This window comes from Streptomyces lincolnensis (assembly GCF_021173675.1).
Taxonomy (GTDB): domain Bacteria; phylum Actinomycetota; class Actinomycetes; order Streptomycetales; family Streptomycetaceae; genus Streptomyces; species Streptomyces lincolnensis_B.
In genome coordinates, this window is the sequence record NZ_JAIHON010000002.1 from 447,972 (window position 1) to 473,049 (window position 25,078).

Here is a 25,078-nt window from a genome sequence, read left to right on the forward strand (position 1 = left end):
AACCTGGGGCATGCCCGCGATCAGTCTCAGCAAGGTCCAGGAGCGCGCGCCCGCGCTGGTCAGCCTCTACAAGACCGCCGGGGAGTCACTGGAGAAGCACGGCCTGGAGGGACTGCGGGCGGCGGTCTACCTGGTCGTCGACTACTCCGGCTCCATGCGGTCGTACTACCGCAACGGCACCGTGCAGGCGCTCGCGGACCGGGTGCTGGGGCTGTCCGCCCACCTCGACGACGACGGAACCGTGCCGGTGGTGTTCTTCTCCACCGACATCGACGCCGTGGACGACATCGACCTCGCCGGGCACGAGGGGCGGATCGAGCGGATCGTGGCCGGTCTCGGCCCCATGGGCATGACCAACTACCACGTGGCGATGGACGCCGTCATCGACCACTACCTCGACAGCGGCACCCGCGAGCCCGCCCTCGTCGTCTTCCAGACCGATGGCGCGCCCAGCAGCAGGCGGGCCGCCGAGCAGTACGTGTGCCGGGCGGCCGGGCTGCCGCTGTTCTGGCAGTTCGTCGGCTTCGGCAAGGCCCGCAGCCCGCACTTCGAGTTCCTGCGCAAGCTGGACGAACTGGTGGTGCCGCAGCGGCGGGTGGTCGACAACGCCGGGTTCTTCCCGGCCGGCGCGAACCCGCGGCGGATGTCCGACGCCGAGCTCTACGACCGGCTGCTCGGCGAGTTCCCGAGGTGGCTGGCCGCCGCGCGGGAGCGGGGGATCGTACGGGCCCACTGAGCGTGTACGCACCGTTGGCTTGGCCGGTCCGGCGTGCCACCCTGTGGGTGATCCGACGGGGAGGCGACGACGTATGGACGGCGCACGATCGGGGAACGGCGGGACGGGGACGCGGCGGGCCGCGCCGCCCGGCAAGGGCGAGAAGGTGGCCGACTGGGCCGACGGACGGCTCGGGCTGTACGCGCTGGCCAAGGCCAACATGCGCAAGGTGTTTCCGGACCACTGGTCGTTCATGCTGGGCGAGGTCTGCCTCTACAGCTTCCTCGTCCTGATCCTCACCGGTGTCTTCCTCACCCTGTTCTTCGACCCGAGCACCACCGAGGTCGTCTACAACGGCACCTACGAGCCGCTCAACGGCGTCCTGATGACCAGGGCCTACGAGTCCACGCTCGACATCAGCTTCGACGTGCGCGGCGGGCTGCTCATCCGGCAGATCCACCACTGGGCCGCGCTGGTCTTCGTCACCGGCATGCTGGTGCACATGATGCGGGTGTTCTTCACCGGCGCCTTCCGCAAGCCGCGCGAGCTCAACTGGGTGTTCGGCTGGACCCTGTTGATGCTGGGCATCATCACCGGCCTCACCGGTTACTCCCTCCCCGACGACCTGCTGTCCGGCACCGGGCTGCGCTTCGCGCACGGCGCCATCCTGTCCGTGCCGATCGTGGGCACGTACCTGGCGTTCTTCCTCTTCGGCGGGGAGTTCCCCGGGGACGACTTCATCGCGCGGCTGTACCCCGTGCACATCCTGCTGCTGCCGGGGATCATGCTGGGGCTGGTGGTCGCCCATCTGATCCTGGTCTTCTACCACAAGCACACGCAGTTCCCGGGGCCCGGCCGCGACAACAAGTCCGTGGTCGGTATGCCCTTCCTGCCGGTCTACATGGCGAAGGCGGGCGGCTTCTTCTTCCTGGTCTTCGGCGTGCTGACCCTGATGGGTGCCATCGCCAGCATCAACCCCGTGTGGGCCTTCGGGCCCTACCGCCCGGACCTGGTGACCACCGGTGCCCAGCCCGACTGGTATCTGGGCTTCTCCGAGGGGCTGATCCGGGTGATGCCGGGATGGGAGCTCAACTTCTGGGGCCACACCCTGGAGTTGGGCGTCTTCATCCCCTTCTCCCTCTTCCCGCTGATCCTGATGGCCCTCGGCGCCTATCCGTTCATCGAGGCGTGGATCACCGGCGACAAGCGCGAGCACCACATCCTGGACCGGCCCCGCAACGTGCCCGTGCGCACCGGACTGGGCGTGGCCTGGCTGAGCCTGTACGCGGTACTGCTGATCGGCGGCGGCAACGACATCGTGGCCACGCATCTGCATCTGTCCATCAACGCGATCACCTGGTTCGTGCGGATCTCGGTGTTCGTGGTGCCCGTCCTCGCGTTCGTCGTGACGAAACGGATCTGTCTCGGGCTCCAGCGCCGGGACCGGGACAAGGTGCTGCACGGCCGCGAGACCGGCACCATCAAACGGCTCCCGCACGGGGAGTACGTCGAGGTCCACGAGCCTCTCTCGCAGCAGCAGCTGCACATCCTGACCCAGCACGAGCAGAACCCGCCCTACGAGGTCGGGCCGCTCGTCGACGCGAACGGCGTGCGGCGGCCGGTCAAGGCGTCCCAGCGGGTGCGGGCCCGGCTGGCGCGGGCGATGTTCGGGCCCGACACGCGGATCGAGAAGCCGACGGTGGAGGAGTACCGGCAGGTCACCAGCGGGGATCACCACCACTGAGGACGGTGGAGCGGCAGGCGTCCGGGGTGCCCCACGCGGTGCGCAGGGCGCGGGCCTTGGTCAGCCACAGCGACAGGTCGTACTCCGCCGTGTAGCCGATCGCGCCGTGCAGTTGGAGCGCGGTGCGGGCCGTCCTGTACGCCGCGGTGCACGCCGTGAGTTTGGCGGCGGCCACGTCCGACTCCGTCAGGGTGAGGGCGGCGCCGAGGAGGAGGGGGCGGGCGAACTCCAACGCGATCTTGGCGTCGGCCAGTTGGTGTTTGACGGCCTGGAACGAGCCTATGGGGGCGCCGAACTGGGTGCGCTGCTTGACGTACGCGACCGTCCTGTCGAGGAGCGTCAGGCCGACGCCGAGGGCCTGGGCGGCGGTGGTGAGGCGGGCCAGGAGGAGGGGGGTGGTGAGGGGCGGGGCGGTGGTGAGGAGTTCGCCGCGGGGGGAGTGGTGCGTCGGGAAGAGGCGGCGGGCGGGGTCGAGGGAGGGGTGGGGAGGGGTGTCGGGTGGGGGCGCGAGGTGCAGCTGCGTGGCTTCGGCCGTCCCAGGGGGCGCTGCCCCCTGGACCCCCGTCGGCCCTGAAGGGGCCTCGTCCTCAAACGCCGGACGGGCTGAAAGTGCTGGGCGAGCTGAGAGTGCCGGGTGAGCTGGGAGCGCCGGACGGGCTGAGAGGCGTATGTCTGCCATGTCGGCGTCCAAGGCGTACCCGCCCGTGGTCAGGGTCGCCACCGACTCGCCCGAGGCCAGTGCGGGCAGCAGGCGCTTCGCCGGGCCGGGGTCGTCCAGTCCGGCGAGCAGCGTGGCCGCGGCGACCGTCTCCACCAGGGGGCCCGGTACCGCGTGGCGGCCCAACTCGATGAAGGCGAGGGTGAGTTCGACGGGGCGCAGGCCCAGGCCGTCGTAGGGCTCGGGGACGGCCAGGGCGAAGACGCCCGCGTCGGCGAGGCGGGACCACAGGGCGCGGCCGCCGGTGTGGTCGCCGCGGGCCCAGTCGCGGATCACCGTCGGTGTGTCGGCCGCCGTCAGCAGGGCGTCCAGGGAGCCGGTGAACGCGCGCTGTTCGGGGTCGAGGAGGAAACGCATCAGCGGCGGCCTTTCGGCAGGCCGAGCAGGCGCTCGGCGACGATGTCGCGCTGGATCTCGTTGGTGCCGGCGTAGAGGGGGCCGGCCAGGGCGAAGACGTAGCGCTCGGCCCAGTCCGTGTCCGCCGACTCGCCCTCCTCGCCCAGGAGATCGAGGGCGGTCTCGGTGAGGGCGATGTCGTACTCGGACCAGAAGACCTTGTTCAGGCTGGACTCCGGGCCGATGGTCTCGCCGTCCAGGAAGCGGGAGGCGGCGGCGTGGGTGAAGAGCTGGTAGGCGCGAGCACCGATCAGGGCGTCGGCCACGCGGTCCCGCGTGAACGCCGGGCTGCCCTGTGTCCGCCAGAGGTCGAGCAGGCGGTCGGCGGCGGCCAGGTAGCGGCCGGGGGAGCGGAGCATCAGCCCGCGTTCGTTGCCGGCCGTCGACATGGCGATCCGCCAGCCCTGGCCGGGCTCGCCGATGACGTCCTCGTCCGGGACGAACACCTCGTCCAGGAAGAGTTCGGCGAAGGCGGGCTTGCCGTCGAGGCGGGCGATCGGGCGGACCGTGACACCGGGGGCCCGCAGGTCGAACATCAGGTAGGTCAGGCCCTGGTGGGGTTTCTCCATGTCCGGGTCGGTGCGGAACAGGCCGAAGGCGCGGTCGGCGAAGGCGGCCCGGGAGGACCAGGTCTTCTGGCCGGACAGCAGCCAGCCGCCGTCCGTGCGCAGCGCCTTCGACCTCAGGGACGCCAGGTCCGAGCCCGCCTCCGGTTCCGACCAGGCCTGCGCCCAGACCGTACGACCGGACGCCATGGGCGGCAGCACGCGCGCGCGTTGCTCCTCGGTGCCGTGGTCGAAGAGGGTCGGCGCGAGCAGGCTGATGCCGTTCTGGCCGACGCGGCCCGGGGCGCCCGCCGCGTGGTACTCCTCCTCGAAGAGCAGCCAGCCGGTCAGACCGGCGTCGCGTCCGCCGTACGCGGCCGGCCAGTTGACCACCGACCAGCGGTCCTCGGCGAGTTCGGCTTCCCAGGCGCGATGGGCGGCGAAGCCCTCCTCGGTCTCCAGAGAGGGCAGCGGAACGGTCGGCACGTGCGCACGCAGCCAGGAGCGGGCCTCGGCGCGGAAGGCCTCCTCTTCCCGGGTGAAGGCCAGATCCATGGGCGTCCATCCTTCCCTAACAAGTGTTTGGTAGGTTAGCGTGGCGGTATGACAGGCGTCGAGAGTCCGGCCTACGTGCCCGGACACGGGCTGCTGGCGGGGCGCACGGCTGTCGTCACGGCGGCCGCGGGCGCCGGGATCGGCGGGGCGACCGCACGCCGCTTCCTGGAGGAGGGCGCGCGCGTGCTGATCAGCGACGCGCACACCCGCCGGCTGAAGGAGTACGAGGCGGAGCTCGCCGGGGAGTTCGGGGCTGAGCGGGTGACCGCGGTGCCCTGCGACGTCACCGACGAGAAGCAGGTGCGGGTCCTCTTCGACACCGCCCTGCGGGAGCACGGACGCCTCGACGTCGTGGTCAACAACGCCGGCCTGGGCGGGACCTCCTCCCTCGTCCACATGACCGACGACCAGTGGACACGCGTACTCGACGTGACGCTGAACGGCACGTTCCGGTGCACCCGGGCCGCCCTGCGCCGGATGCGGGAGGCGGGCGCGGGCGTGATCGTCAACAACGCCTCCGTGGTGGGCTGGCGGGCCCAGCCGGGACAGGCCCACTACGCCGCCGCGAAGGCCGGGGTGATGGCGCTGACGCGCTGCGCGGCGCTGGAGGCGGCCGAGTACGGGGTGCGGGTGAACGCCGTTTCGCCGAGCCTGGCCATGCACCCGCACCTGGTGAAGGTGACGACCCCGGAGCTGCTGGAGGAACTGACCGCGCGCGAGGCCTTCGGGCGGTACGCCGAGCCCTGGGAGGTGGCCAACGTGATCGTGTTCCTGGCCTCGGACTACTCCTCGTACATGACGGGCGAGGTCGTCTCCGTCAGCAGCCGGCACCCCTAGGGCAAGGGACAGCGGGACAGTGGACAGCAGGACAATGGACAGCGTGCCGACCAAGAAAAAGCCCCAGGTGAGCGTCGCCGCTCCGGACCGCCGCCGTGAACTCCTCGGCACCGCCGCCGAGGTCTTCGCCGAGCAGGGCTACAACGCCACCACCGTACGCAAGATCGCCGACCACGCGGGCATGCTCGCGGGCAGTCTCTACTACCACTTCGACTCCAAGGAATCGATGCTGGAGGAGATCCTGCGGACCTTCCTCGACGAGCTCTGGGACGGCTACGACACCGTCCTCGGTGCCGGGACAGGGCCGCGCGAGACGCTCGAAGCCCTGGTCACCGAGTCGTTCCGGGAGATCGACCGGCACCGCGCCGCCGTCGCGATCTACCAGAAGGAGAGCAGGCAGCTGGTGGCGCAGGAGCGGTTCGCGTTCCTCGCCGACTCGCAGCGCAGGTTCGAGAAGGCCTGGCTGTCCACGCTGGAGCGCGGGGTGGCGGCCGGGGTGTTCCGGGCCGACCTCGACGTCCGGCTCACCTACCGGTTCGTCCGCGACACGGTGTGGGTCGCCGCGTCCTGGTACCGGCCCGGCGGACAGCACAGCCCGGAGGAGATCGCCCGGCAGTACCTGTCGATGGTGCTGGACGGGATCGCCGTACGTACATAACCCACTATCGCCGTACGCACGTGACTCACTGGGGAGTTGCCATGGCCGAGGCCTACATCGTCGGAGCGGTCCGCACGCCCGTCGGGCGGCGCGGGGGAGGACTGAGCGGGGTCCACCCGGCCGATCTGGGCGCGCATGTGCTGCGCGCGCTGGTCGAGCGGACCGGGGTCGATCCCGGGGCCGTCGAGGACGTCGTCTTCGGCTGCCTGGACGCGGTCGGGCCGCAGGCCGGGGACATAGCGCGGACCTCATGGCTCGCGGCCGGGCTGCCCGAGGAGGTGCCGGGCGTCACGGTCGACCGGCAGTGCGGATCCTCGCAGCAGGCCGTGCACTTCGCGGCCCAGGGCGTGCTGTCGGGGACGCAGGACCTCGTCGTCGCCGGCGGTGTGCAGAACATGTCGATGATCCCGATCGCCTTCGCCACCCGGCAGGCCGCCGAACCGCTGGGACTGACGCAAGGGCCCTTCGCGGGCAGCGAGGGCTGGCGGGCGCGCTACGGCGACCGGGCGGTCAACCAGTTCGTCGGCGCAGAGATGATCGCCGGCAAGTGGGGGATCAGCCGCGAGGACCAGGAGGAGTTCGCGCTGCGCTCGCACCGGCGGGCGCTGAGCGCCATCGACGAGGGGCGCTTCGAGCGCGAGATCGTGCCCTACGGCCAGGTCGGCGTCGACGAGGGGCCGCGCCGGGACACCTCCCTGGAGAAGATGGCCGGCCTGAAGCCGGTCATCGACGGCGGCACGATCACCGCGGCCTGCTCCTCGCAGGTCTCCGACGGGGCCGCCGCCATGCTGCTCGCCTCCGAGGACGCGGTCCGCGAGCACGGGCTGACGCCCCGCGCGCGCGTGCACCACCTCTCCGTCCGCGGCGAGGACCCCATCCGCATGCTCACCGCGCCCATCCCGGCCACCGCCCACGCCCTGAAGAAGACCGGCCTCACCATCGACGACATCGACCTCGTCGAGATCAACGAGGCCTTCGCCCCGGTCGTCCTGGCCTGGCTCAAGGAGACCGGCGCCGACCCGGACAAGGTCAACGTCAACGGCGGCGCGATCGCCCTCGGACACCCGCTCGGGGCGACGGGGGTGAAGCTGATGACGACCCTGCTGCACGAACTGGAGCGCAGGGGCGGGCGGTTCGGGCTTCAGACGATGTGCGAGGGCGGGGGGCAGGCGAACGTGACGATCATCGAGCGACTGTGAGGGGGGCGGGGCAGGCGGGCGTGATGGTCATCGGGTGGCTGTGAGGGGGGCGGGCAGGCGGGCGTGATGGTCATCGGGTGGCTGTGAGGGGGGCGGGCAGGCGGGCGTGATGGTCATCGGGTGGCTGTGAGGGGGGCGGGCAGGCGGGCGTGACGGTCATCGAGCGGCTGTGACGGTGGCAGGCAGGCCGACGCGACGATCACCGAGTCGCTGTGAGGGCGCCCAGGGACTCAAGGATCTCCTCCGCCTCCTTCATGATCCGTCCCACCAGCTCCGCGCACGACGGCAGGTCGTCGATCACTCCGGCGACCTGGCCGGAGGCCATCACGCCGAGGTCCGTGCGGCCGTCCACCATCGCCGATCTGAGGAGCATCGGGGTGTTGGCGGCGAGGAGGACCTGGCTGAAGGTGAGGTCCTTGCCGTGGCGCAGGGCGAGGCCGTCGCGGAGCAGTGTGCGCCAGGTCAGCCCGGACAGCCTGCGGAAGCCCGCCGCGTGGCGCAGCGCCCGCGCCAGGGCCCGCGCGCGGCCGGCGTGCTCCAGGGAGGCCACCAGGTCCGTGCGCAGCATGCGGTGGGGCAGCCCGTCGACCGCCCGGGTCACCGTCACGTCCTTCACGCTCGCCGCCAGATACCGCGCTTTCACCGCGTCCGGCACCGTCGAGTCGGAGGTGAGCAGGAACCGCGTGCCCATGGCCACCCCCGCCGCCCCGTAGGCCAGCGCCGCGACCAGGCCCCGCCCGTCGAAGAAGCCGCCCGCCGCCACGACCGGGATGTCCACCGCGTCCACGACCTGCGGCAGCAGCACCGTCGTCGCCACGTCCCCGGTGTGTCCGCCGCCCTCGCCGCCCTGGACGATCACCGCGTCCGCGCCCCAGCCCGCGACCTTCTCGGCGTGCCGCCGGGCGCCGACGGACGGGATGACGACGATCCCCGCCTCCTTGAGCTCCACGATCAGCCCGGGGGAGGGCGCGAGGGCGAAGGACGCGACCCGGACGCCCTCCTCGATCATGATCCGCACCCGGTCGCCGGCGTCCGCCGCGTCGGCGCGGAGATTGACCCCGAAGGGCGCGTCCGTGCGGGAGGCCACCTCCCGGATCGCCTCGCGCAACCGGTCGGGGGTCATCGTCGCGGAGGCCAGGATGCCCAGCGCGCCCGCGTTCGCCGTCGCCGAGACCAGACGCGGGCCCGCCACCCAGCCCATCCCGGTCTGCACGACCGGATGGCGGACGCCGGTCAGCCGGGTGAACGCGGTCTCCATCAGGCGCCGACCTCCCGGGCACGGGTGCCGGCCGGGTCGAGCACCTCGCGGATCAACTCCAGCTCGTGCGCGGTCGGTTCGCGGGTGTACGGCACCTCGTCCGGTACGACCGGATCGAAGCCGGTGGCCTCCCGCACCTGCTCCACGGTGACCCCCGGGTGCAGCGAGGCCAGCCGCATCGAGCGGTCCGGGGTGTCGAAGTCGAAGACACCGAGGTCGGAGACGACTCTCGGGATGCGGTGGAAACGCGCCCCGGCGGCATGGTCGTAGCCCACTCCGCACACCATGTCGACCTTCTCGACGAACACCCGCCGGGAGTGCCTCGGCACCCAGTAACTGGTCGGGTTGTTCAGTGTGTTGACCGGCGCGCCCCGCACTCCGAGCAGCTGCCGTTTCGGCCGCGCCCAGTCGCCGATGCAGGAGATGTTCTGGTTGCCGTACCGGTCGATCTGGCTCGCGCCCATCATCACGTGCCGCCGTCCGCCGGTGACCAGGGCGAGGTGCTGCCGGTAGGGCAGCCAGCCCTCGGGGGTGCCGTCCGGGCGGACGAGCAGGGCCTCGCCGTCGGTCAGCAGCAGGTCGGGGGAGAAAGTGAGCCGGGCGAGCCGGGCACCGACCGAGGGGATGAGGCCCATCGGGCTCGCCAGGATCTCGCCCGCGTCCCGCCAGGCCTCTGCGCAGGCGATCACGCAGTACTCACTCCGGGTAACGGTCATCAAGTCCTCCCCCGAGGTACCGTGCGGCGAACTCCGGCCAGGGCGTGCTGGCGTACTCCCGCTGTACGGCTTCGTCCCGGCCGTAGTCGGGGGCGCAGGAGGTGAAGTGCGCGCCGCCCGGAGCCTCGACCACGCCGGTCACCGTGTGCCGCTTGACCAGCAGCGACTGCGGCGGCGCCTCCTTGGTCAACTCCGCGGTGTCCATGATCCGTTCGCAGGAGACGTACGCGGAGTCGGCCGCCTCGCAGAACAGGTCGTCGAAGTACGGGTCGGGGCCGAGGTACTGGCCGTTGCCCAGCCGGTCGGCGCGGTTCAGGTGCACCAGGGCGGCGTCCATCGTGAGCGCGGGCATGGCCACGAACGTCTCCCGGTCCTCGTAGGGCGAGGTCACCGTCCGCAGACCGGGATTGACCCGCATGACGTCCGAACCGGTCCCGGCCCGCACCGGCAGGAAGGGCAGCCGGTGCGCGGCGGCGCGCAGGCCCCACATGAACATGGCCTCGTCGATCTCCATGAGCTCGAAGGCATCGCGCTCGCGGGCCGCTCGGTAGTGGGGTTCGAGCGGGATCGAGTCGAGGGTGACGAAGGCGGCGACGAGCTTGCGGATCCGCCCGGCGGCGGCCAGCATGCCGACGTCCGGGCCGCCGTAGGAGACGACCGTCAGATCGGTGACGTCCGAGCGCAGCAGCGCGCGTACCAGTGCCATCGGCTTGCGGCGCGATCCCCAGCCGCCGATGCCGAGGGTCATACCGCTGCGCAGCCGGGAGACGACCTCGTCGGCCGTCATGGTCTTGTCGCTCACTCGGCCTCCCCGCTCTCGCCGCTTTCCCTGCTCTCCCCGCCGAACCTGTCACGGACCCGGTCGGCGACCCCGCTGACGCTCGCCTCGTAGGTGAAGCCCTGTTCGTAGCGGTAGCTGCGGCGGACGTCGACCGGGTCGATGCCGTTGATGGCGGCCTTGGCCAGGCGCAGCAGCTCGCCGTCCTTGGCGGCGATCTCGCGGGCCGACTCCAGCGCCGTGGCGGTGAGTTCGCCCCTCGGCACGACCTTCCACACCGAGCCGTGCCGGTGCAGTTCGGCGGCGGTGACCGTGCCGGAGGTGAAGTACAGGGCGCGCATCAGGTGGTGGGGGACCAGCCGGGCCAGGTGCGTGGCCGCGCCGAGGGCGCCGCGGTCCAGCTCGGGCAGGCCGAAGGTGGCGTCCTCGCTCGCCACGACCACATCCGCGTTGCCCACCAGGCCGACGCCCCCGCCCAGGCAGAAGCCCTGCACGGCCGCCACCACGGGCACCTCGCAGTCGTACACCGCCGAGAAGGCCTCGAAGCAGCCCCGGTTGGCGCCGAGGAGGGCGGACGCACCGCGCGCCTGGATCTCCTTGATGTCCACGCCCGCGTTGAAGCCACGCCCCTCGGCCGCCAGGACCACACACCCGACCTGCGGATCACGGCCCGCCGTGCGCACGGCGTCGGCCAGGGCGAACCAGCCGTCCACCGGAAGGGCGTTCACGGGCGGGAAGTCGACCGTGACGAAGACGATCCCCTTTTCCGGGGACGAGGTGGAGACACCCATGGCCGCATCAGCTACCTTTCCACCAAACGTTTGTTAGGTGAAGGGTAGCGGCGAATGGAGCTGAACGGGAGGGTCGTGGTCGTCACCGGCGGCACCCGCGGGGTCGGTGCCGGGATCGCGCGCCGTTTCGCCGATGCGGGCGCCGAGGTCGTCGTCTGCGCGCGCCGACCACCGGACGTCCCCTTGCCCAAGGCCGAGTTCGCCGCCCTGGACGTGCGGGACAGCGACGCCGTACGGCACTTCTTCGCCCAACTGCCCCGCCTGGACGTCCTCGTCAACAACGCGGGCGGCGCCCCCTACCGGCGGCTGACCGAGGCGGACGCGGAGCGGCACGCCCGGGTCGTCGAGCTCAACCTCCTCGCCCCGCTGACCGTCTCGCTCGCCGCGTACGAGCACCTGAGGCGGGCCCGCGGCTCGATCGTCATGATCGGCAGCGTGAGCGGCGGCCGGCCCTCGCCCGGCACGGCCGCCTACGGGGCGGCCAAGGCGGGCCTGGAGAACCTCGCCCGCTCGATGGCCGTGGAGTGGGCGCCCGACATCCGCGTCAACACCCTCGTCGTCGGCATGGTCCGCACCGAGCTCTCGCACCTGCACTACGGCGACGCCGACGGCCTCGCCGCCGTCGCCCGCACGGTCCCGCTCGGCCGCCTCGCGGACCCCTCGGACGTCGGCGACGCGGCCGTCTTCCTCGCCTCCGACGCCGCCGCCTACATCAGCGGGGCCTCGCTGCTCGTGCACGGCGGCGGGGAGCGGCCCGCCTTTCTGGACGCGGCAACCAGCAACGCGGCAACCAGCAACAGGGAAGGGTGAGATGAACGGAATCTGCGACGGCCGGGTCGTCGTCGTCACCGGCGCGGGCCGAGGCCTCGGCCGCGCCCACGCGCGCGCGTTCGCCGCCGCGGGCGCCCGGGTCGTCGTCAACGACCTCGGCGTCGGCCTCGACGGCGCCCCGGACCCCGACAGCCCGGCCGCCCGTGTCGTCGCCGAGATCCACGCGGCCGGCGGCGAGGCGGTCGCCCACGGCGCCGACATCGCGACCACCGCCGGAGCCGCCTCCCTGGTGACCACGGCCCTCGACACCTACGGCCGCCTCGACACCCTCGTCAACAACGCCGGCTTCCTGCGCGACCGCATGCTCGTCAACCTCGACGAGGACGACTTCGACGCCGTCCTCCGCGTCCACCTCAAGGGCCACTTCCTGCCCCTGAAACACGCGGCCGCCCACTGGCGGGCGGAGACGAAAGCGGGCCGCGCCCCTGAGGCCCGGATCATCAACACCAGCAGCGGGGCAGGCCTGTTGGGCTCCGTCGGCCAGGCCAACTACAGCGCCGCCAAGGCCGCAATCATCGCCCTCACCCTGGTCGCCGCCGCCGAACTCCACCGCTACGGCATCCAGGTCAACGCCATCGCCCCCGCGGCCCGGACCCGCATGACGCAACACACCTTCGCCGACACGATGGCCACTCCTGAGTCCGGCTTCGACGCGATGGCCCCGGAGAACGTCTCCCCCCTGGTCGTCTGGCTGGGTTCGGCGGCAAGCGCAGGCGTAACAGGCCGCGTCTTCGAGACGGAGGGCGGCCGCATCACGGTCATGGAGGGCTGGAGGCCGGGCCCGACAGCTGACAAGGGCGCCCGCTGGACCCCGGAGGAGGCGGGAGAAACGGCACGGAAGCTACTGGAGGAGGCGGACCCCCCGGGCCCTGTCTATGGAACGGGGAGCTGATCGGCTTCAGGGGCGCGGGACTGTGTTGAATCTGCGGCTACCGCCGCGTGGGCGCGACCAGCCACAACGGACCCGCACCCGCCCCACAACACAACCCCCCACTCACGTATCGCACTCCAGAACAGTCCGGCACAACGCACACCGCGCCCGCACCCGCCCCCGCACCGGCACCCGAATCCGCTGATGACACGTAGGACAGGGAAACGACACCCGCACCACCCCACCACCCCCGTCCGGCGTGAACGCATACGGCGCTCCCGGCCGCGGCCCCGGCACCAGATGCCGCCGGTCCCGGGCGTACCGCCGCCGCCCCGCCCACCCCGCCGCCGTCAGGGGCGGCTGCTGCTCGTCCTGCCGGGCCCGTTCCATGCCCTTGACGTACGCCGTGTAGGCCTGCGGGCTGGTGAACCACACGGAGGGGTCCTCACCGAACACCAGCGCCCGCTTGGCCAGCACGTACCCGAACTCCTCCGGCGTGAGATACCCCAGCTTCTGCGAGGACGCCGAGTCCTCCCGGTAGGCGTCCAGCAGCAGCCACCCCGCCCCCAGGTACGTCGTCGCCGTGTCCGTGAGGATCTCGTTGTCCCGCACGCCCGGGAAGGACAGCCCGAGGCGGTGCAGATAGACATGCATGACCTCGTGGGCGAGGGCCGCGCCGATGTCACGGCGATGGGTGCGGAACCGGTCGTTCAGCTCGACGAAGTACTCGGGTCCGGCGGTGAGCTCGACATTCGCCGCGTGGGTCATCTCGCGGAAGCCGACGACGAACCGGGCGTCCGGCAGCCGGTAGTGCCGCACCAGCTCACGGGCCACCCGCTGGGCCCCCAGATACAGGTCGTCGGAGTCGGAGAACGCCACGTCGGCGGGGACCACACTGGTCCCGAAGGTCTGGATGGTGTCGTAGGAGAGCCGCTTGTACAGCGCGGTGACGGCGGCCCGCACCGTTTCCAGATGTGGGTAGCCGTGCTCGACCGGTCCGTCGTTCGCCACGCCCGCACCCCCAAGAGGCCGTGAACCCGATCCCACTCTAAGGGCAGGCGGGGGGATTATCGCGGGTCGGATTCCCCGGTACGGGGCCGAGCACGGGCCGGGCGGCCGCCGCCCGCTCGAACTCCAGTACCCATATCTCGTTGGTGCCCTCCCGCACCACCGGCCCCGGGACGTACAGCGACCGCTGCGGGCCCGCGCACCAGTAGCGGCCCAGGGCGAAGCCGTTGATCCACACGAAGCCCCGCGTCCAGCCGGGCAGTTCCAGCCGGGCGTCCCCCGCGCCCGTGACCGTGACGGTGCCCCGGTACAGGCCCGCCGGGCCGTCCCCCGGCGGCTCCCGGAACGGGACGGCGTGCACGGCGTCCACGTCCTCCAGCGCGTCCAGCCGCAGCCCCCGCGCGCGTACCCCGTGCAGATACTGCCGCTCGTGCAGCAGCCCCCCGGTGATCCCCTTGGCCTCGCCGGTCCGCGGCCCGTAGGCGACCCTGCCCAGGGACTCCACCCACAGCTCCACGCGCGCGTGCCCGGCGACGGGCTCCTCCAGCCGGTCGTCGTCCTCGGTGAGCACCCCCGCCGGCTTCCCGTCGACGTACACCACGGCCCGGTCCCGCAGCCCGCGCACCGACAGCGGATACGGGCGCCGGGGTCCCGGCACGGTCACCTCGTAGCGCACCACACCCCGGTCGACGTCCAGCTCCTCGAAGGTCGGCGGCACCGGAGAGACCCTCTCCGGGCCTCCGAGCGCCTCCAGCACGTCCTCCAGGGGCGCCCAGCCGGTCAGGCGCGCCTCGGCCGTCCCGCCCAGCACGGCGGGCGGGACGGGCGGCTCGGGCAGGGGTGCCCCGGCGTACTCGGCGAGGACCTCGCGCATGCGCCAGAACTTCTCCGTGGGGCGCCCGTACTCGTCGACCGGGGCGTCGTAGTCGTACGACGTCACGTCCGGCAGGAACGGACCGTCCTGGACCTCGCCGCCCCGGTTGGCGCCCGCCCAGCCGGCGAAACTGGTGCCCCCGTGCGCCATGTACAGGTTGACCGACGCCCCGCACTCCAGGATCTCCCGCAGCTCCGCCGCGGCGTCCGCCGGATCCCGTACGACGTGCTCCTCGCCCCAGTGGTCGAACCAGCCGCACCAGAACTCCATGCACATCAGCGGCCCCGACGGACGATGCCGGCGCAGCGTCCCGAACGCCTCGCGCGCGCGGGAGCCGAAGTTCACCGCGGCGAGCACCCCCGGCAGCGAACCGCCGGTGAGCATGTGGTCCTCCGGGCCGTCCGACGTGCACAGCGGCACCGTGACACCCCCGGCGCGCAGCAGGGCGGCCAGCCGCTCCAGGTAGCGGGCGTCCGAGCCGTAGCTGCCGTACTCGTTCTCGACCTGCACCAGCAGCACCGGGCCGCCGCGGTCGATCTGCCGCGACACGATCTCCGGCAGCAGCCTCGCGAACCACCGCTCCACCTGCCCGAGGTACCGCTCGTCACTGGTGCGCGGACGCCCGGCCAGCCAGTGCGGCAGCCCGCCGTTGTCCCACTCGGCACAGATGTACGGCCCCGGCCGCACGACCGCCCACAGCCCCGCCGCCCGCGCCGCGTCCAGGAACCGGCCCAGCGCCGCCACGTCCCGGAACCCACCGGGCCGCGGCTCGTGCAGGTTCCACGGCACGTACGTCTCCACGCAGTTCAGGCCCAGCGCCCGCAACATCGCCAGCCGGTGACCCCACTGCTCCTCGTGCACCCGGAAGTAGTGCAGCGCGCCGGACAGCAGTCGCACCGGCCGGCCGTCCAGCAGGAAGTCCGTGTCCCCCACCGTGAACTCGCTCATACGCCCCACCCTCACCCTCTGGCGGCGATCACGTCCATGGACAAAGATCGGCGCCACTTGGACACGTCGGCGGCACGGGACCCGCCACCACGGAGCACGGGACCCGCCACCACGGAAGGGACCGCGGATGTACCACACCTGGATGCGGTTCTTCACGCCCGGACCGTCCCACCACCGGCTCGGCCTCGTCTGCCTCGGCGTCGGCCTGCAGTACGGCGCGCTGCCCACCGTCGGCCCCCGGACCCTCGACCATCACGTCGCCGTCGTGATCAGCACCGGCGGCGGCTGGTACGCCACCCCCGACGGCCGCCGCACGACCGTCACCGCACCCGCGCTGCTGTGGCTCACCCCCGGCGTACCGCACCACTACGCGCCCGACCCCGCCACCGGCTGGGACGAGGGCTTCGTCGACTTCGCCGGCCCCGCCACCGCCTCCTACACCGAACTCGGCTACATCGAACCCGACCGCCCCGTGGTGCCCCTCTCCGACGCCACCGGCCCCCGCGGCGTCATCGCCCGCATGGCCCGCGCCGCCCGCCGCGACAACCCGCTGCTGGAGGTCGAGACCGGCGCCGCCGTCCACGAACTCCTCGTCGCCCTGCGCCGCGCCCGCGCCGACCTCGCCCCCGACGGCGACCCGGTCCTCAAGGCCCTCGCCCGCGACGCCTGCCTGCCCCTGTCCGTCGCCGACCACGCAGCCCGGCACGGCATGACCGCCGCCGAACTGCGCACCGCCGTCCGCCGCGGCGCCGGATGCAGCCCCAAGGACTACCTGCTCGGCATCCGCCTCGGCCGCGCCAAGGAACTCCTCGCCGCCACCGACCTGCCCGTCGCCGCCGTCGCCCGCCGCGTCGGATACGACGACCCCGCCTACTTCTCCCGCCTGTTCACCCGCCGCGTCGGCACCGCCCCCGTCCGCTTCCGCGCCACCCAGGGCCGCGCGGTCCCCGGCGGCTGGAGCAACCAGGTCCCCGACCCCGACGACCCGCCCCGGATCCCCGCCCGGCGGGCCGCCCCCGACCCGCACCCGCACACCGCGCGACCGCACGCCACGTAGGGTTTCGCCATGACCACCAGCAACACCCCGACCGGCGACATCGACCCCGCCGTCCGCGAGGAACTCGCCCGGCTCCGCGACAGCATCGACAACATCGACGCGGCCGTCGTCCACATGCTCGCCGAACGCTTCAAGGCCACCCAGCAGGTCGGCCACCTCAAGGCCAGGCACCACCTGCCGCCCGCCGACCCGGCCCGCGAGGCCCGCCAGATCGAGCGCCTGCGCACCCTGGCCGAAAACGCCAAACTCGACCCGGCCTTCGCCGAGAAGTTCCTGGGCTTCATCATCGGCGAAGTGATCAGACACCACGAGCGCATCGCCGAGGACACCATGAACGGCTCGACACCACAGGCGAATTGACGCCGACCTGTACCCCGGGGTCGTGACACGGGGCCCCGGGAGAGGCATGCTGCGCTGTGCACTCCTTGTCAGCCGACGGGCACGCACCGTCAGCGCTTCGGACATAAGCTGGTTGTCCCACGCGGGAGGGACGTCGGGCCATGCCGTCGGATGCCAAGATCCTCATCGTCGACGACCACGAGGACACGCTGTACGCGCTGGAGAGCGCTCTTGCGCCCCTGGGCTACCTGCTGGCCCGCGCCACCAGCGGCGACGAGGCCCTCAAACAGGTGCTCCGCGGCCGGGTCGGACTCCTCCTGCTCGACGTGCGCATGCCCGGCGTCAGCGGCCTCGACGTGGTGCGCTACATGCGCCGCCTGGAACAGACCCAGCACATCCCCGTCGTCCTCCTCACCGGCTTCGGCCCCGACCACGAACTGACCTCCATCGCCTTCGGACTGGGCGTCGCCGACCTCGTCATGAAACCCATCGACCCCTGGGCCCTGCGCACCAAGGTCCGCTACCTCTTCGACGCCCACCAACGCCACCTCGCCCTCGAACACGAGGTACGGGAACTACGCGCCCTGGTCAAGGACCACACCGAGGCCGGAGAACACCCCGCCCGCCCCGCCCTGCCCCACCCGGACCCCCGCGTTCCGACCCAACGGGCCCAACGGGCCGAAGGGGCGCACGACGGGGAGCTCGAACAGGACCGGACATAGGCCGCGTACCGATCCGCCTCTGTGCCTGGCCTGCGCCATCAGGCAGCATGTCCTGCATGTCCGTACTGACGCGCGACGAAGCGCAGACCCGTGCCAGGCTCCTCGACGTCCACCGCTACACGATCGACCTCGATCTGACCACCGGGGACGCCACCTTCGACTCCCGCACCGTCATCAGGTTCACCGTACGCGCGGACCAGGACGCCACGGACACCTTCGTCGAGGTCAGGCCCGCCGAACTGCGCTCCGTCACCCTCGACGGACACCCCCTCGACCCGGAAACCCTGGACGAGAACCGGCTCCCCCTGAAGAACCTCACCCCCGGCGAACACGAACTGCGCGTCGACGCCGCCATGCGCTACTCCCGCACCGGCGAGGGCATGCACCGCTTCACCGACCCCACCGACGGCGAGACCTACCTCTACACCCAGCTGTTCATGGAGGACGTCCAGCGCGTCTTCGCCGCCTTCGACCAACCCGACCTCAAGGCCGTCTTCGACCTCACCGTCACCGCACCCGAGAACTGGACCGTCCTCGCCAACTCCCGCACCGAACACCTCGGCGAGGGCCGCTGGCAGGCCGCCCCCACCCCCCTCATCTCCACCTACCTCGTCGCCGTCGCCGCCGGCCCCTGGCACTCCGTGCGCACCGAACACCGCGGCCTGCCCTTCGGCATCCACTGCCGCCGCTCCCTCGCACCCCACCTGGACCCCGACGCCGACGAACTGTTCGAGATCACCAAGCAGTGCTACGACCGCTACCACGAGAAGTTCGAGGAGCCCTACCCCTTCGACTCCTACGACCAGGCGTTCGTCCCCGAGTTCAACGCCGGCGCCATGGAGAACCCCGGACTGGTCACCTTCCGCGACGAGTTCGTCTACCGCTCCGCCGTCACCGACACCGAACGCCAGACCCGCGCCATGGTCATCGCCCACGAGATGGCCCACATGTGGTTCGGCGACCTCGTCACCCTGCGCTGGTGGGACGACATCTGGCTGAACGAGTCCTTCGCCGAGTACATGGGCTACCAGACCCTCACCGAAGCCACCCGCTTCACCGACACCTGGACCGACTTCGGCGTCATCCGCAAGGCCTGGGGCTACGACGCCGACCAGCGCCCCTCCACCCACCCCGTCGCCCCCGACAAGGTCGACGACACCGCCTCCGCGCTGCTCAACTTCGACGGCATCTCCTACGCCAAGGGCGCCTCCGCGCTGCGCCAGCTGGTGACCTGGCTCGGCGAGAAGGACTTCCTCGCCGGCATCAACACCCACTTCGCCCGGCACAAGTTCGCCAACGCCACCCTCGCCGACTTCATCGACTCCCTCGCCGCCAACACCGACCGCGACGTCCACGCCTGGGCCGACGCCTGGCTGCGCACCACCGGAGTCGACACCCTCCGGCCCACCGTGACCCGCGGCGACGAAGGCACCCACACCCTCACCGTCGAACGCACCGGCAGCCGCCCCCACCGCATCGCCGTCGGCGTCTACGACCACGACGTCGCCGACGAGGGCCACCACCTCGTCCTGCGCCGCCGCCTCGACCTCGACGTCCCGCAGACCGAACCCCTGCCCCTCGGCAAGCGCCCCGCACTCCTGCTGCTCAACGACCACGACCTCACCTACGCCAAGATCCGCTTCGACGCCGACTCCTTCGACACCGTCCGCGCCAACCTCCGCGGCCTGCCCGACCCCCTCACCCGCGCGGTCGTCTGGAACGCCCTGCGCGACGCCGTACGCGACAACGGCAGCGTCCATCGGGGGACAACCCCCGAACCCCCGATGCCCCCCACCGCCTACCTGGAGACCGCCCGCACCCACCTCCCGCACGAAACCGACCTCGCCCTCGTCCAGGGCGTCCTCGCCTTCGCCACCACCCAGATCGCCGACCGCTACCTCGCCCCCGAGGACCGGCCCGCCGCCCTGGCCACCCTCACCTCCCTGTGCCGCGACCTCATCCGCCGCACCGAGGACGGCGACCACCCCGGCCTGCGCCTGATCGCCGTACGCCACTTCATCGACGTCGCCGCCCAGCCGGACACCATCAGCGCCTGGTTCTCCGAGGGCACCGTCCCCGGCGGCCCCGAACTCGACCCCGAGCTGCGCTGGCGCATCCTCGGCCGCCTCGCCGTCCTCGGCGCCATCGACGACGCCGTCATCGAGGCCGAACTCATCCAGGACCCCAGCGCCACCGGCCAGGAGGGCGCCGCCCGCTGCCGGGCCGCCCTGCCCGACCCCGAGGCCAAGGCGACCGCCTGGGACGCCATGTTCGGCGGCGACGACCTCTCCAACTACCTGTTCACCGCCACCGCCCAGGGCTTCTGGCAGCCCGAACAGGCCGACCTGCTACGGCACTACGTCCCCCGCTACTTCCAGGACGCCGTCGCCGTCGCCGCCCGCCGCGGCCCCGCCATCGCCGACGCCGCCGGACGCTGGGCCTTCCCCACCCACGCCGTCGACACCGACACCCTCCGCCTCGGCGAGGACTGCCTGCGCGACGCCGACCCCATCCCCGCCCTGCGGCGCAAGCTGGCGGACCAACTGGACGACCTCGCCAGGGCGCTGCGCGTCAGGGGCGAGTAGGCGAGTAGAAACACACACGCGGGGCCCCGGCCGGAGACCACGATCCCGGCCGGGGCCCCACACGTTTCCGCACCACGTTTTCGCAGCACAGCAGTACCCCTTTCGAGTTCTCCTCGGCGAATTCCGGGCGCGCCCGCACCACCACGGCCAAGCTGGAAGTCCCGCCGCCCGCCGTCCGGAGAACACCGATGAGCACCCCGCCGCTCGCCTCAGGCCCCGAAGGCCCCCACGCCCTGCGGCCGTTGCTCGACACCGTCCTCGACGCACTGCACGCCGGCGCCACGGCCCGCGGCGGACCCCTGCCCGCCGGAGGACCGAGCGCCGTCGCCGCCCGGGTCCGCGACGCGGTACCCGACGCACTCCCCGAAAAGGGCGACCCCGACGCCCTGCGCCGCCTCGTCCACGCCCTCGCCGAAGGCGCCGCCGACCCCGCACACCCCTGGTGCGCCGCCCACCTGCACTGCCCGCCCCTCGCCGTCGCCACCGCCGCCGACCTCGCGGTGTCCGCCCTCAACCCCTCCCTCGACTCCTGGGACCAGGCCCCGGCCGCCTCGGAACTGGAGACCCTGGTGACACGGGCACTGGCGAACGAGGTCTACACCGGCAAACCCCCACGATCCACGGCCGACAGCGACGCCCTGGTCACCACAGGCGGCACCGAATCCAACCAACTCGCCCTCCTCCTGGCCCGCGAAACCCAAGGCCCCGGCGTCCGACTCGTCCACGGAGCCAACGCCCACCACTCACTGCCCCGAGCCGCCTGGCTGCTCGGCATGCCCGAACCCGTAGTCGTGCCCGCCCCCGCGGGAACCCTCGACCCCGCCGCCCTCGACACGGCCCTGAACACCCTCCCCGGCCCCCACCTCGTCACCGCCACCGCAGGCACCACCGACGCCGGCCTCATCGACCCGCTCCCCGAGATCGCCCACCTGTGCGCGATCCACGGCGCCCGCCTGCACATCGACGCCGCCTACGGGGGAGGGCTCCTCTTCAGCAACAACCACCGGTCCAAGCTCACCGGCCTGAGCGCCGCCGACACCGTCACCCTCGACCTGCACAAACTCGGCTGGCAACCCGTCGCCGCCGGCCTCCTCGCCGTACGCGACCCCCACGACCTCACAGCCCTCCACCAGCACGCCGACTACCTCAACGCCGACGACGACACCGAAGCCGGACTGCCCGACCTCCTCGGCCGCTCCCCACGCACCACCCGCCGCCCCGACATCCTCAAGATCGCCGTCACCCTCGCCACCCTCGGCCGCACCGGACTCGGCGCCCTCGTCGACCAGGTCTGCGCCCACGCCCACCACCTCGCCGACCTCGTCGACGCACACCCCGCCCTCGAACTCCACGACCGGCCCACCATCAGCACCGTCCTGTTCCGCCCCACCGGCGCCGACGACGACACCGTCGCCCGCATACGCCGCCACCTCCTCCACCAGGGCCACGCCGTCCTCGGCCGCACCCGCCTCCACGGCCGCCTCTGGCTCAAAGCCACCCTCCTCAACCCCCACACCACGCCCGACGACCTGGCCGGGCTGCTCAACCTCGTGGAAGGAACCCCACCCCCATGACGCACCACCCCCCACACCACGAGCCCGACGCACCCCGCGACCTGGTCGGCATCGGCATCGGCCCCTTCAACCTCTCCCTCGCCGCCCTCGCCCACCCCCTCACCGAACTCGACGCCGTCTTCTACGAACAACGCCCCGCCTTCCACTGGCACCCCGGCCTCCTCATCGACGGCGCCACCATCCAGGTCCCCTTCCTCGCCGACCTCGTCACCCTCGCCGACCCCGCCAGCCCCTGGACCTTCCTCAACTACCTCAAGGCCCGCGACCGCCTCTTCCCCTTCTACTTCGCCGAGCGCTTCCACATCCAGCGCGCCGAGTACGACGCCTACTGCCGCTGGGTCTCCGAGAACCTCCCCGGACTGCGCTTCGGCCACCAGATCGACGCCGTCCGCTGGAACCCCGAACGCGACCTCTTCGAAGTCGACTTCACCCAACTCGACACCGACGGCGAAGCCGAAGCCCTCGGCCGCACCTACACCCGCAACATCGTCCTCGGCATCGGCACCGAACCGTACGTCCCCGACCCCCTCAAACCCCTCGTCGAAGCCCCCACCGTCCCCGTCGTCCACGCCGCCGACTACCTCGACCACCGCGACACACTCCTCGCCGCCGACCACGTCACCGTCGTCGGATCAGGCCAGTCCGGCGCCGAGATCTTCCTCGACCTGCTCCGCGACCGCCCCACGGGCCACGAGAAACTCCACTGGCTCGGCCGCACCGAGGCCTTCGCCCCCATGGAGTACTCCAAGCTCGGCCTCGAACACTTCACCCCCGACTACACCCGCTACTTCCACGCCCTCACCGAAAGCGTCCGCGACCGCCTCGTCACCACCCAGTGGCAACTCCACAAAGGCATCGACGCCGACACCCTCGCCGCCATCCACGACGAGCTCTACCGCCGCACCCTCCACGGCGGCTGGCCCGACGCCGTCCTCACCCCCGGCGTCCGCGTCCGCACCGCGGGCCGCATCGGCACCACCAAGATCGAACTCCACCTCGAACACATCCAGCAGAACACCCGCTCCCGCCTCACCACCGACGCCGTGGTCCTCGCCACCGGCTACCAGGAACGCCCCCTCGACCGCATCCTCGCCGGCCTGGACCCCTACCTGCGCCGAGACAGCCGCGAACGCCCCCGCGTCGACGAACACTTCCGCCTCCTCCTCGACCCCTCCGTCACCGCCACCGGCAGCCACGTCTACGTACAGAACGCCGAACGCCACACCCACGGCATCGGCACCCCCGACCTCGGCCTCGCCGCCTGGCGCAGCGCCACCATCCTCAACGCCCTGACGGACAAGGACCCCTACCCACTCCCCACCCGCACCGCCTTCACCACCTTCGGCCTCGAACAGCACACACCACGGATCCCGACGGCCCGTCAGGCCCCGGCCCTCACCCCACTGATCGACGGCCGATAGGCCGACAGGAAACGCCCAGGAAAACGGTGAGGGCAGGACGGATCCCGTCCTGCCCTCACCCAACGCCGCGTGCTCTCTAGAAGACCGGCGTACCGTCCCGCGTCAACTTCCAGCCCACCGACGCGAAGTCCTTCGGGTCCAGCACACCCTTCGCCGTCACCCACTCCGCGATCCGCGTCCGGATCTCCGTCGACTCCGACCACACCTCGGTCGCCGACGCCACATGCGGGAACGCCCCGCCACCGTTCGCCCGATAGTTGTTCACCGCGAACACGAACTTCCGCGCGTCATCCAGCGCGGCACCCTCGTACGTCACGTTCCTGATCCGCGACCCCGCAGGCTGCGCGATGTCGATGTCGTACGACAACCCCGACACATAGTCGTAGTTGTAGTCCGGACGACCACCCGCGTTCGTCAACTTCTCCACATCGACCGCCGCGCCCGCCGCCGTCTGCGCGAAATACTCCGCCGAGTACTCCAGGTACGCCTTGATCTGCGCCCCCGTCATCACCTTCGCAACCAGCGTGTTGTCATACACATACAGACTCGACAGATCCCGGATCGTCACCTCGCCCGCCGGAATCTCCGACGTCCGCGAGAACGGCGACGCCTGAGCGATCACAGGCAACGAGGCATACTCGGTCCCCGCCAGCGCCGCCCTGACGACGTCCTCCTGCACCTTCGTGATCAGGTCGATGATCGGCGCGTCCTTGTACCGCGCCTCGACCGTCGTCAGCTTCTCCGTCGCCGTACCGACCACCTGGTTGACATACGCCACCACGATGTCGTGGTCGTCCTTCAACAGCTTGGTGATCTTCGGATCGTCGGCCACCGTCCTGGAATCGCGCACGGTCGCCTTCACCGACTCCACCGACCAACGCCCCCTGGCGAAGACCAGCTCGAAGTCGAACAGGCTCAGCCGCTGCGCATAAGCGAGCGGCTCCGACAGCACGACCGTCTTCCCCGTCTTCTCGTTCGTCACCAGCAACTCCGCGATCTCCGTGTGCGCATGCCCCACCAGAATCGCGTCGATCCCCGGCACCTGCTGCGCCACCAGCGCGGACGAGTTCTCGACATACGGCAACTGATCACCGTACGACGACGTCCCCGACGAACCCGAATGCGCCGACACGACCACCACGTCCGCACCCATCGACCGCAGCCTCGGCACCCACTTCGCCGCCTGCTCCTCAAGCCCCGGGAACGTCAACTTCCCCTGCACATACGCCTTGTCCCAGATCGCGATCCCCGGATTCGTCAACCCCAGAACCGCCACCCTCACCGGCGGCGCGCCCTTCACATGGAACGTCTTCATGAAGTACGGCGGAAAAGCCGGCCGCAGCGTCTTCGCGTCCAGCGCGTTCGCCCCCAGCAGCGGAAAGTCGCACTGGTCCTCGAACTTGCGCAGCGTCTCGATGCCGTAGTTGAACTCGTGGTTCCCCAGCGCCACCGCGTCGTACCCGATCGCGTTCATCGCCGCCGCCATCGGATGCACCGGACCACCCGGCGCGGTGATCGGGTCGACCTTCGCGTAGTAGTACGTCAGCGGCGTGCCCTGAATCGTGTCGCCCGCGTCGATGAGCATCGTGTTGCGGCGACCCTTCTCCCGGCGGACCTCGTCCACCAGCGTCGACACCCGCGCCAGCCCCCGCGCGTTGCCCTTGGCGTCCGAGAACTCCGCGTCCTTGAAGTAGTCCCAGTTGAAGATGTTGCCGTGCAGATCGGTCGTGCCCATCACGGTGAAGGAATACCGCTTCGCGGGCCGCTGCCCCTTCTTCGCCTCCGCGGCCCGCGCCGCCGGAGCCGCCACAGCACTCGCCATCGCCACCCCCGCCCCGGTCACGGCGGACTTCTTCAGAAACCTGCGGCGGTTCAACGGCATGTCACGTACTCCTCGGGGAATGGTCAACAACGCGCGTAGATTCTGACCCGGACATG

The 25,078-nt window shown here is 71.5% G+C and carries 22 protein-coding genes; 13 read left to right on the forward strand and 9 right to left on the reverse strand.

The window, feature by feature from the left end; genetic code table 11:
* Nucleotides 1-10 precede the first annotated feature (10 nt).
* Complete coding sequence (locus tag K4B79_RS05550; RefSeq protein WP_232025114.1) at nt 11-736, forward strand: vWA domain-containing protein; 726 nt, start codon at nt 11-13, stop codon at nt 734-736.
* A gap of 73 nt (nt 737-809) precedes the next feature.
* On the forward strand, nt 810-2,459 hold the full coding sequence (gene qcrB, locus K4B79_RS05555; RefSeq protein WP_232025115.1) for a cytochrome bc1 complex cytochrome b subunit: 1,650 nt from the start codon (nt 810-812) through the stop codon (nt 2,457-2,459).
* Here qcrB and K4B79_RS05560 read toward each other — a convergent pair.
* Together K4B79_RS05560 and K4B79_RS05565 are read right to left on the reverse strand one after the other, a co-directional pair.
* Nucleotides 2,434-3,534, reverse strand: a complete 1,101-nt coding sequence (locus K4B79_RS05560) for an acyl-CoA dehydrogenase family protein (protein ID WP_232025116.1) — start codon at nt 3,532-3,534, stop codon at nt 2,434-2,436. The genes qcrB and K4B79_RS05560 overlap by 26 nt on opposite strands.
* The gene (locus K4B79_RS05565; protein WP_232025117.1) at nt 3,534-4,673 is read right to left on the reverse strand and encodes an acyl-CoA dehydrogenase family protein; all 1,140 of its coding nucleotides are present in this window, start codon (nt 4,671-4,673) and stop codon (nt 3,534-3,536) included. Before K4B79_RS05565 ends, K4B79_RS05560 begins: the two co-directional genes overlap by 1 nt.
* Nucleotides 4,674-4,721: 48 nt before the next feature.
* Here K4B79_RS05565 and K4B79_RS05570 point away from each other — a divergent pair, with 48 nt between their 5' ends.
* Genes K4B79_RS05570 through K4B79_RS05580 form a run of 3 tightly spaced genes read left to right on the forward strand, consistent with a single transcriptional unit; the run spans nt 4,722 to nt 7,367 of the window.
* Nucleotides 4,722-5,510, forward strand: a complete 789-nt coding sequence (locus K4B79_RS05570) for an SDR family oxidoreductase (protein ID WP_232025118.1) — start codon at nt 4,722-4,724, stop codon at nt 5,508-5,510.
* Nucleotides 5,511-5,553: 43 nt separating this feature from the next.
* Nucleotides 5,554-6,168 carry a TetR/AcrR family transcriptional regulator gene (locus tag K4B79_RS05575; RefSeq protein ID WP_232025119.1) on the forward strand — a complete coding sequence of 205 codons (615 nt, stop codon included), beginning with the start codon at nt 5,554-5,556 and terminating at the stop codon, nt 6,166-6,168.
* A gap of 41 nt (nt 6,169-6,209) precedes the next feature.
* Entirely contained in the window at nt 6,210-7,367 is a 1,158-nt protein-coding gene (locus K4B79_RS05580; RefSeq protein WP_232025120.1) for an acetyl-CoA C-acetyltransferase, read from the forward strand.
* Between the two features lie 199 nt (nt 7,368-7,566).
* Here the strand turns inward: K4B79_RS05580 and K4B79_RS05585 are convergent, their stop codons facing one another.
* Genes K4B79_RS05585 through K4B79_RS05600 form a run of 4 tightly spaced genes read right to left on the reverse strand, consistent with a single transcriptional unit; the run spans nt 7,567 to nt 10,910 of the window.
* A complete protein-coding gene (locus tag K4B79_RS05585) occupies nt 7,567-8,625 on the reverse strand; it encodes an NAD(P)H-dependent flavin oxidoreductase (protein WP_232025121.1) in 1,059 nt (352 codons plus the stop codon).
* Nucleotides 8,625-9,341, reverse strand: coding sequence for a CoA-transferase subunit beta (locus K4B79_RS05590; RefSeq protein ID WP_232025122.1), 717 nt, complete (start codon nt 9,339-9,341; stop codon nt 8,625-8,627). The genes K4B79_RS05585 and K4B79_RS05590 overlap by 1 nt, the downstream gene beginning before the upstream one ends.
* A complete protein-coding gene (locus K4B79_RS05595) occupies nt 9,322-10,143 on the reverse strand; it encodes a CoA transferase subunit A (RefSeq protein WP_232025123.1) in 822 nt (273 codons plus the stop codon). Before K4B79_RS05595 ends, K4B79_RS05590 begins: the two co-directional genes overlap by 20 nt.
* Nucleotides 10,140-10,910, reverse strand: coding sequence for an enoyl-CoA hydratase family protein (locus tag K4B79_RS05600; protein WP_232025124.1), 771 nt, complete (start codon nt 10,908-10,910; stop codon nt 10,140-10,142). The genes K4B79_RS05595 and K4B79_RS05600 overlap by 4 nt, the downstream gene beginning before the upstream one ends.
* Before the next feature lie 54 nt (nt 10,911-10,964).
* Here K4B79_RS05600 and K4B79_RS05605 point away from each other — a divergent pair, with 54 nt between their 5' ends.
* Nucleotides 10,965-11,720: an SDR family oxidoreductase gene (locus K4B79_RS05605; RefSeq protein WP_232025125.1), complete on the forward strand. Its 756-nt coding sequence runs from the start codon at nt 10,965-10,967 to the stop codon at nt 11,718-11,720.
* A 1-nt stretch (nt 11,721) separates the two neighbouring features.
* Nucleotides 11,722-12,633: an SDR family oxidoreductase gene (locus tag K4B79_RS05610; protein ID WP_232025126.1), complete on the forward strand. Its 912-nt coding sequence runs from the start codon at nt 11,722-11,724 to the stop codon at nt 12,631-12,633.
* A gap of 102 nt (nt 12,634-12,735) precedes the next feature.
* Here K4B79_RS05610 and K4B79_RS05615 read toward each other — a convergent pair whose 3' ends face one another.
* Nucleotides 12,736-13,623, reverse strand: coding sequence for a hypothetical protein (locus tag K4B79_RS05615; RefSeq protein ID WP_232025127.1), 888 nt, complete (start codon nt 13,621-13,623; stop codon nt 12,736-12,738).
* Between the two features lie 37 nt (nt 13,624-13,660).
* Nucleotides 13,661-15,442, reverse strand: a complete 1,782-nt coding sequence (locus K4B79_RS05620) for a glycoside hydrolase family 35 protein (protein ID WP_232025128.1) — start codon at nt 15,440-15,442, stop codon at nt 13,661-13,663.
* 127 nt (nt 15,443-15,569) lie between these two features.
* Between K4B79_RS05620 and K4B79_RS05625 the strand changes: the two genes are divergently transcribed.
* From K4B79_RS05625 to K4B79_RS05650, 6 genes are all read left to right on the forward strand, one after another.
* Nucleotides 15,570-16,499, forward strand: a complete 930-nt coding sequence (locus tag K4B79_RS05625; protein WP_232025129.1) for a helix-turn-helix domain-containing protein — start codon at nt 15,570-15,572, stop codon at nt 16,497-16,499.
* A 9-nt stretch (nt 16,500-16,508) separates the two neighbouring features.
* Nucleotides 16,509-16,859, forward strand: coding sequence for a chorismate mutase (locus tag K4B79_RS05630; RefSeq protein ID WP_232025130.1), 351 nt, complete (start codon nt 16,509-16,511; stop codon nt 16,857-16,859).
* 140 nt (nt 16,860-16,999) lie between these two features.
* Nucleotides 17,000-17,560: a response regulator gene (locus K4B79_RS05635; protein ID WP_232025131.1), complete on the forward strand. Its 561-nt coding sequence runs from the start codon at nt 17,000-17,002 to the stop codon at nt 17,558-17,560.
* A 56-nt stretch (nt 17,561-17,616) separates the two neighbouring features.
* Nucleotides 17,617-20,145, forward strand: coding sequence for an aminopeptidase N (gene pepN / locus K4B79_RS05640; protein WP_232025132.1), 2,529 nt, complete (start codon nt 17,617-17,619; stop codon nt 20,143-20,145).
* Nucleotides 20,146-20,333: 188 nt separating this feature from the next.
* Nucleotides 20,334-21,719, forward strand: coding sequence for a pyridoxal phosphate-dependent decarboxylase family protein (locus K4B79_RS05645; protein ID WP_232025133.1), 1,386 nt, complete (start codon nt 20,334-20,336; stop codon nt 21,717-21,719).
* Nucleotides 21,716-23,140, forward strand: a complete 1,425-nt coding sequence (locus K4B79_RS05650; protein WP_232025134.1) for a lysine N(6)-hydroxylase/L-ornithine N(5)-oxygenase family protein — start codon at nt 21,716-21,718, stop codon at nt 23,138-23,140. The genes K4B79_RS05645 and K4B79_RS05650 overlap by 4 nt, the downstream gene beginning before the upstream one ends.
* Nucleotides 23,141-23,216: 76 nt before the next feature.
* Here K4B79_RS05650 and K4B79_RS05655 read toward each other — a convergent pair whose 3' ends face one another.
* Nucleotides 23,217-25,022, reverse strand: coding sequence for a bifunctional metallophosphatase/5'-nucleotidase (locus tag K4B79_RS05655; RefSeq protein WP_232025434.1), 1,806 nt, complete (start codon nt 25,020-25,022; stop codon nt 23,217-23,219).
* Nucleotides 25,023-25,078 lie beyond the last annotated feature (56 nt).